Origin of the sequence: Mycobacterium sp., assembly GCF_036488105.1 — a bacterium.
Lineage (GTDB): Bacteria > Actinomycetota > Actinomycetes > Mycobacteriales > Mycobacteriaceae > Mycobacterium.
Genome location: NZ_DASXHW010000087.1, coordinates 1 through 7,856 on the forward strand (window position 1 = coordinate 1; position 7,856 = coordinate 7,856).

Annotated in this window: 2 protein-coding genes; both read left to right on the forward strand. The window is 66.9% G+C overall.

From position 1 onward, the window contains the following. Positions 1 to 279: hypothetical protein (locus tag VGH54_RS04930; RefSeq protein ID WP_331510826.1), on the forward strand; the 279-nt coding region annotated here is incomplete at its 5' end. Between the two features lie 85 nt (positions 280 to 364). Continuing rightward, positions 365 to 7,856: filamentous hemagglutinin N-terminal domain-containing protein (locus VGH54_RS04935; RefSeq protein WP_331510827.1), on the forward strand; the 7,492-nt coding region annotated here is incomplete at its 3' end.

Genomic DNA, 7,856 nt, shown 5'->3' on the forward strand with positions numbered 1-7,856 from the left:
GAGCGGCTGCCGCGCAACTTCAGCCTCACCGGCTTCGTCGACTACGGCAGCGTGCGGATCAACAAGCGCAGCGCCTTTGCCGGCGCGCAAAGGCCGAACGACGAGTCGCTCAAGGGCGCCGGCGTCTCGCTCGGCTGGTTCGCGGATTTCGGCCTCAGCGCCAAAGCCACGTACGCGCATCGCATCGGCAGCAACCCCGGTCCCACCAGCACCGGGAACGACCAGGACGGCTCGCTCATAAAGAACCGCATTTGGCTGCAGCTCAGCATGCCGTTTTGAGCACACGTGCCATCTTGAACACGCAGGGCATCCGCATCCTCTCACTTCGCATCTTCTCACTACCCACTTTCGCAACGAGCATTCCATGAACAAGCACGCCAGCATCAACCGCGCCTTTCGCCTCATCTGGAGCGACGCGCTCAGCGCCTGGATCCCGGTGGCCGAGATCGCGCGCGGACGCGGCAAAGGCAGCGGCCGCCGTGCCGCGGCACTGGCCGTACTCGCCGCTGCCGGCTGGAGTCCAGCGCTGCATGCCGCGCCGCCCGCACATACGGTCGCCGTCGCCGCGCCGGCCCCCAACGCGCTGCCCACCGGCGGCACCGTGGCCGCAGGCGCGGCGACCATCACGACGCCCGGCCAGGCCGTGCTCGACATCGGCCAGACCAGCCAGCGCGCCGTCATCGACTGGAACACCTTCAACGTCGGCAGCGCCGCTCAGGTCAACTTCAATCAGCCGAACAGCAGCAGCGCCACGCTCAATCGCGTGCTCGACAGCAACGCCAGCCAGATCTTCGGCAAGATCACCGCGATCGGCCAGGTCTTTCTCAGCAACCCCAACGGGGTGTACTTCGGCAAGAGCGCCTCGGTGGACGTCGGCAGCCTCACGGCCACCACCGGCAGCATCGATAACGCGGCCTTCATGGCCGGCCAGATGACCTTCGCGCGCGACGGCGCCACCGGCAGCATCGTCAACGACGGCGCCCTGCACGCGGCGCTTGGCGGCTACATCGCATTGCTCGCGCCCAGCGTGCGCAACAGCGGCGTGATCATCGCCCACATGGGCACCGTCGCCATATCCGCCGGCGATTCGGTGACCTTGAACTTCGACGGCGGCCATCTGGCCGGCATCACCACCCACCCCGCGACCGTTGCCGCGCTGCTCGCCGACAAGTCGGCCGTGCTCGCGCCCGGCGGCATCGTGATTCTATCCGCGCCCGCACTCGACCGCCTGCAAGGCAGCGTCGTCAAGGCGCCCGCCGCCGCCGAAGCCACGCACCTCGCCAACAACAACGGCCGCATCGTCCTCGAGACCGGCACGGTGCAGCAGACCGCCACCGGCAGCATCGATGTGTCGGGATCGAGCGGCGGCCACGTGGCCATCAATGGCGCGCGAGACGTCGCGCTCGCCGGCAGCATCGACGCAAGCGCCACAGGCGCGGGCGGCGATATCACGGTCGCCGCCGCACACAGCGCCACGCTGCAGAATGCCGCGCTTGACGCCGCGAGCGTGCGGGGAACGGGCGGCGCCGTATCGGTCACGGCCGACGCGGTCGCCCTGTCGGGCACCACCGCCATCAACGCCTCGGGCGCCGGCGGCGGCGGCTCCGTGCGCGTGGGCGGCGGCTTTCACGGCCAGGATTCGTCCCTGGCCAACGCGCGGCAGGTCTCGATCGGCAGCGCCGCCAGCATCGATGCCAGTGCCACCGAAGCCGGTGCGGGCGGCACGGTCGCCGTCTGGTCCGACGGCCATACTGATTTCGCAGGCAGCATTGCCGCGCACGGCGGCAGCCTCGTCGGCGACGGCGGATTCGTGGAAGTGTCCGGCAAGGGCACGCTCGACTTCTCAGGACAGGTCGACGCGCATGCGGCGCACGGCGCCGCCGGCACGCTGCTGCTCGACCCCACGAACATCATCATCGCCACGGGCGGCAGCACTTCGCTGGCTGCGAACCCGCTGACCTTCGCCACGGCTGTCGGCACCGACAGCACCCTCGATCCGACCGCCATCACCAACGTGACCAACACCGGCACCGCCGTGTCGCTGCAGGCGAGCAACGATCTGACCATCAACAGCGCCATCCAAACCTCGCACGCCGGCGCCGGCGGAGACCTGACCTTCCGCGCCGGCCACAGCATCACCGTGAACGCCAGCGTCGTCTCCGACAACGGCAACATCAATTTCACCACCAACGATTCCGGCGCCAACGCCACGTACCGCTCCACGGCCACTCCCGCCGCCTTCATCAACAACAGCGTGATCGATGCGGGCAGCGGCACCGTCACCATTCTCATGGACACCTTTGCCGGCGCCACCGGCACTATCGGCACCGGCCACATCGCCGGCGCCAATCTCGTGGTCACCCAGAATGGACCCACGGCGGGAGCCGCGTCCGGCGCCATCGACTTGGGCCAAAGCGACATCACCGGCAACTTGACCATCAGCGCCAATTCCGCGCGCAACGTCACCAACACCTTGGGCGACACCGGCACCGCCGGCAACGTGGTGGTGCGCGGCACGGCCAGCATCAGCGTGGGCGCGGGCAACGTGTCCATCGCCGGCCCGCACACTGATTTCAACATCATCGGCCTCACCGCCGGCAACGTCGCCTTGAACGACACCAACGCGGTGCAGTTCGGCGCCACCAACCTGTCCGGCACGTTGACCGAAACCACTTTGGGACCCATCGCCTCCACCGGCGCCGTCCAAGTGGCGGGGCTTACCACACTCACCGCCAACAACGGCGGCTTCGGCATCGGCGATCCGTACATCAGCCTGACCAACACCGGCAATCATTTCGGCGGTGGCATGGTATTGAGCGTGGCCACCACCGGTGCCACCGGCACCGGCGGCTACGCCACGATCCGCGATTCGGGCGCCATCACCATCAATTCCTCGAACACCGCCACCAGTCTCACCGTCCAGGCCGGCGGCGCCATCACCACCACCGGCGCCGACACGGCCGGCACCTCGGTGTCCCTCTCCACCAGCAGCGGTGCCGTGACCACCGGCTCGACCACCGCGAACTACTTCACCGTCGGCGCCACCGGTGCCGTGAGCTTGGGCGCCAGCGCCGTGGGCGTGGACTTGAGCGTTTCCACCAGCGGCGCGATCAGCGACACCGGACCCATCACGGTGGGGCGTCAGACCACGCTCACGGCCGGTTCCGCGAATAACATCACGCTGACGAATGCCAACGACGACTTCTCCTCCATGTACATCGTCTCGGCGAACAACGCGACTCTCGTCGACAAGAACGGAATCAACTTCGGCGCCTACTGCGGCTGCGGCGGCTACAACAGCCATGTCTACGGCAGCCTGACTCTCACCGCCGGCGGCGACATCACCCAGACCGGCCAATCCGGGGGCGACGGCTATTCCGCCATCACTGTCGGTGGTACCACCACGTTTACCGCCAACAACAGCTCGGCGCAGATCAACCTGTACTTGGGTTCCACTGATCCCTTCAGCGGCAATGCCGGTGAATCCAACCTGTTCAGCGGCGGCGTCACGCTGGCCCGCAACAACGCCAATACGGGCTTCAGCAATGTCGACTTGCGCGACACCAACCCCTCGGCCGTGGTCTTGGCCGGTCTCACGTCCGTGGGCACACTGAGCAATGTCTCGCTGCGCTATGACAGCGCGCCGGCGGTCGCACTGCCCGGCATGACCGTCACCGGCACCTTGAAAGTATACGCACCCAGTGTATTGAACACCGGCACCACGCCGGCCAACATCATTTCGCAGACCGGCCCCATCGTGGTGAGCGGCGCCACCATCATGGCGGCAGGCTCCACCGGCGACATCACGCTGGCCAATGCATCGAACAACTTCGCTCAGTTCGGCATCGCCAACACCGGCGCCCGCAATTTCACGTTGGTCAATTCGGGCGCCATCGTGCTCTATGCGCCCGGCTACCACCAGTACGTGACCAACAACTACAGCGTCACCGCCGGCGGCGACATAAGCGACGTGCAATATAATCTCGGGGTACCGGGCGAGGCCACGTTCAACGCCGGCACGCACAACATCACGCTCACCGGCACCAATTTCTCTGTGAACGATCTCGCCATACCGGCGGCCAACAACGTCACCATCTACTCCCAGAACAGTGTGGTGCTGGACAACATCGCCATCACCGGTTCGTTGAATCTCGCCTCGCGCGGCGGCGGCACGCTCACCCAGCTCGCCTCCACTTCCGTGGTCACCGGCTCACCGTCCACCAACACCACCACGTTCAACACCTACAACAGCGGCATCACGCTGAACCAGGCCGGCAACGTGTTCGGCAAACTGTCGATTTCCAATGCGGGCGCCATCAATATCCGCGAGAACGACCCCATTACCCAGGCGAACGCGTGGACCACCTGGAGCAGCAACGGCGGCAACACCACCCGCTACCCGGTGACGCTCACGACGTCCAATGACCAGGCCATCACCCTCGACCAGAACAATTACTTCGGCGACCTGACCATCACGCAGATCAACACCGGCGCGACCGGCGCCGGCGCCGTCCTGGTCAGAGAGAATTCGGACAGCGTCTACGGCATGACCCAAGGCAGCGCATGGACCGTGCACGGCACGACCACGCTCGATTCGGGCAGCTATTCCATCACGCTCAACAATGCCAACAATGTCTTCGGCCCGCTCCAGGTGCTCGGCGCGACCGGCTCCACGGGCACGACGCCCGTGCCCTCGACCGTTACTCTGTACGCCAAGAACGCCGCGACCGACGCTATCAGCGATGTCGGCGCCACCGGCTTCTGGAACACAGGCACCGGCGTCGTCAAGCTCGTCGCCTACGACTCCACCGGCGCCACCGCCGGCGCCGGCAACATCACGCTCACCAATCCAGCGAACGTCCTGGGCGACCTGTATATCAAAGGCGCCGCCGTCACCATTACCGAAAACGCCAGCATCACCGACGGCCCCAGCACCAGCTGGGACACCGCGGGCGACACCGGCTGGGTCACCACCGGCGCGACCAACCTCGTCGTCGCGAATCCCACCGGCAAATCGATCACGCTGGACAATCTCACCAATAACTTGGGTCCCGTGGGCATCAACACCACCGGCACGGCCGGCACGCTGACCTCGGTGCTGGTCACGGACAACAGCAATTTGACGCAGCTCGCGGTGTGGAACGTGGGCAGCGCGCCCGTCACCCTCGATGCGCGCACGCACCAGATCGACTTGTCGGGCTATGCGAACGTGCTGGGGCCGATCACCATCAACACCGCGAACGGCTCGCCGACCTCGGTGGCCATTACGGAAAACGATCCCATCACCCAGGGCAGCGTGTGGCCGCTGACGGGCGTCCCGGTCACCTTGGTGGCGCAGAACAACAATGCGATCACGCTCACCAACGCCGCCAACGTCATGGGCCCGCTGACCATCACCGGCGGTGCAGTGAGCATCACGGAGAACGGCGCCATCACCCAGGGCGGAGCCTGGACCACCACCGGCACCACGACGCTCAATATCGCGGCCGCGAGCGGTTCGGGCATCGCGCTGACGAACGCCGGCAACGTGCTCGGGCCCCTCGCCATCGTCGGCACGCCGAATACGGTGAGCATCACCGAGAACGACGACATCACGCAGGCCTCGGCATGGGTGCAGGCGTCGACTCCATTCACGTTGAACGCCGGCTCGCACAACATCGTGCTGTCGCAAGCCGGCAACCAGCTGGGCGACCTCACGCTGACGGCGCAGAACGCCACGGTCACCGAGAACGGCGCCGGCGGCATCACCGACGGCGGCGCCTGGACCATTCCCGGCACGACTACGCTCACCGCCGGCAGCGCCAATCCCATCGTCTTGAATGCCAATCCGGCCAGCGATTTGGGTACCGTCAGCATCGTCTCCGCATCGAACGCGGACATCAATGATGTGAACGGCATCATCTTCGGTGCTTCCACCGTCGCCGCGGGCGGCACGCTCACGGTCACGGCCGGCGGCGCCATCACGCAGTCGGGCGCCATCACGGCGACGTCGCTGCGCCTGATCGGCACCGGCAACGCCACGCTCACCAACGCCGCGAACGCCGTGGATAACCTCGCCGCCGGCTTTTCGGGCGGCGACTTGAGTTTCACCAACGGCGGCAATTTCGCCGTGGCCGTGGTGGGCGGCACCTCCGGCGTGACCATCGGCGCGCACAATGTTTCGCTCACCTCCGCCACCGGCACCATCACCGGCTTGACGAACGTCAATGCCAGCAGCGCATCGCTCACCCTCACCACCGGCACCGCGCTGTCGCTGCCGCAGATGACCGTCGCCGGGGCGCAAACCTACACCGCGAGCACCGTGAGCGGCACCGGCATCACCTTGAATGCCGGTCTCACCAGCACCGCTGCGGGCGCCATCCGTTTCTTGAGCCCGGTCGCGTTGGCCGCCGACTTGACCGTACAGTCCACCAATTCCGCCATCAACTTCGCCGGCACCCTGGCCGGCGGCACCAATCAACTCACCGTGAATGCCGGCACCGGTCTCGCGACCTTCGGCGGCGCGGTCACGGCGCTCGGCAGCACCGGCGATGCCGGCGCGGCGCTGTCTCTGACCTCGAGCGGCGCCACCTTTACCAGCACCTTGGGCGCCAACAACGGCCTCGCGATCACGGGGCCGGTGGTGTTCAACGACACCGTGACCTTGGCGAACGGCAATGCGGCCTCGGTATTCACCGGCCTGGTCACGCTCGGCAAGGCCGGCGGCATGAACCTGTCGGGCTACAACGGCATGAGCTTCAACGGCGGCGTGCTGCTGCAGAACGGCGCCACCACCATCAACTCGAACAATTCTCCGCTGACCTTCCAGAATGCCGCGGTCACGGGACCGTACGCGTTGGCCTTGGACTCGGGCACCGCCGCCTTGAACGGCCTCAATTTCATGGGCACGAATCTCACCAGCCTCACCGTCACGGCGCTGAATCCCACCATTCCCACGGGCGGCATCAGCATTGCCGGTCCGCAGGCCTACACCGCCACCAGCGGCAGCAGCATCCACGTGAACGGCGCGGTCACCAGCACCGCCTCCGGCAATATCACATTCAACAGTCCGGTGTCGCTGGCCGCGGCCGCCACCGTCACCAGCAGCAACTCGCCCGTGCTGTTCGCCGCGACCGTGGACGGCAACAACAATTTGACCGTGAACGCGGGCAGCGGCATCACCACATTCACCGGCGCGGTCGGCGCGGTCGCACCGCTCGGCAACGGCACGGGCGCCGCCATCAATCTGCAAAGCACGGGCGCCACCACCTTCGCGAGCACGGTGCAAACGCGCTCAGGCATCACCGCCGCGGGCCCGGTCACCTTCACCGGCAATGACACATTGGGTAACGGCGACACCGGCTCGGTGTTCAGCGGCCTGGTCACCACGGGCGGCACCACCGGCAACATCATCACCGGCTACGACGGCCTGGCCTTCAATGGCGGACTCAATGTCGTCGGCGGACCGGTGAGCATCGCCTCCAATGGCAGCACCCTCGCCTTCGGCGGCCCGGTCACGGGCGCGCAAGCCCTGACGCTGAACGCGCTCGCCGCCGGCGCCGGCACCATCACCGGCCTCGCCCAGATCGGCTTCGCCTCCAACCTGACCTCGTTGACGCTGACGGCGCAAACCCTGAGTCTGCCGAGCGGCGGCCTGGCCGTGGCCGGACCCATGAGCTTCACCGCCGCCGGCGGCATCACCGTCAACGGCGCCGTCGGCAACAGCGCAGCGCCCGCCACCGGCCAGATCGATTTCAACGGCCCCGTGATCCTCGCCACCGGCCCCATCGGCGTCACCACGCACAACGCCGCCATCGACTTCAACGGCACCCTCGACGGCGCCGAAGCGCTCACCGTCAATGCGGGCACGGCCGCCG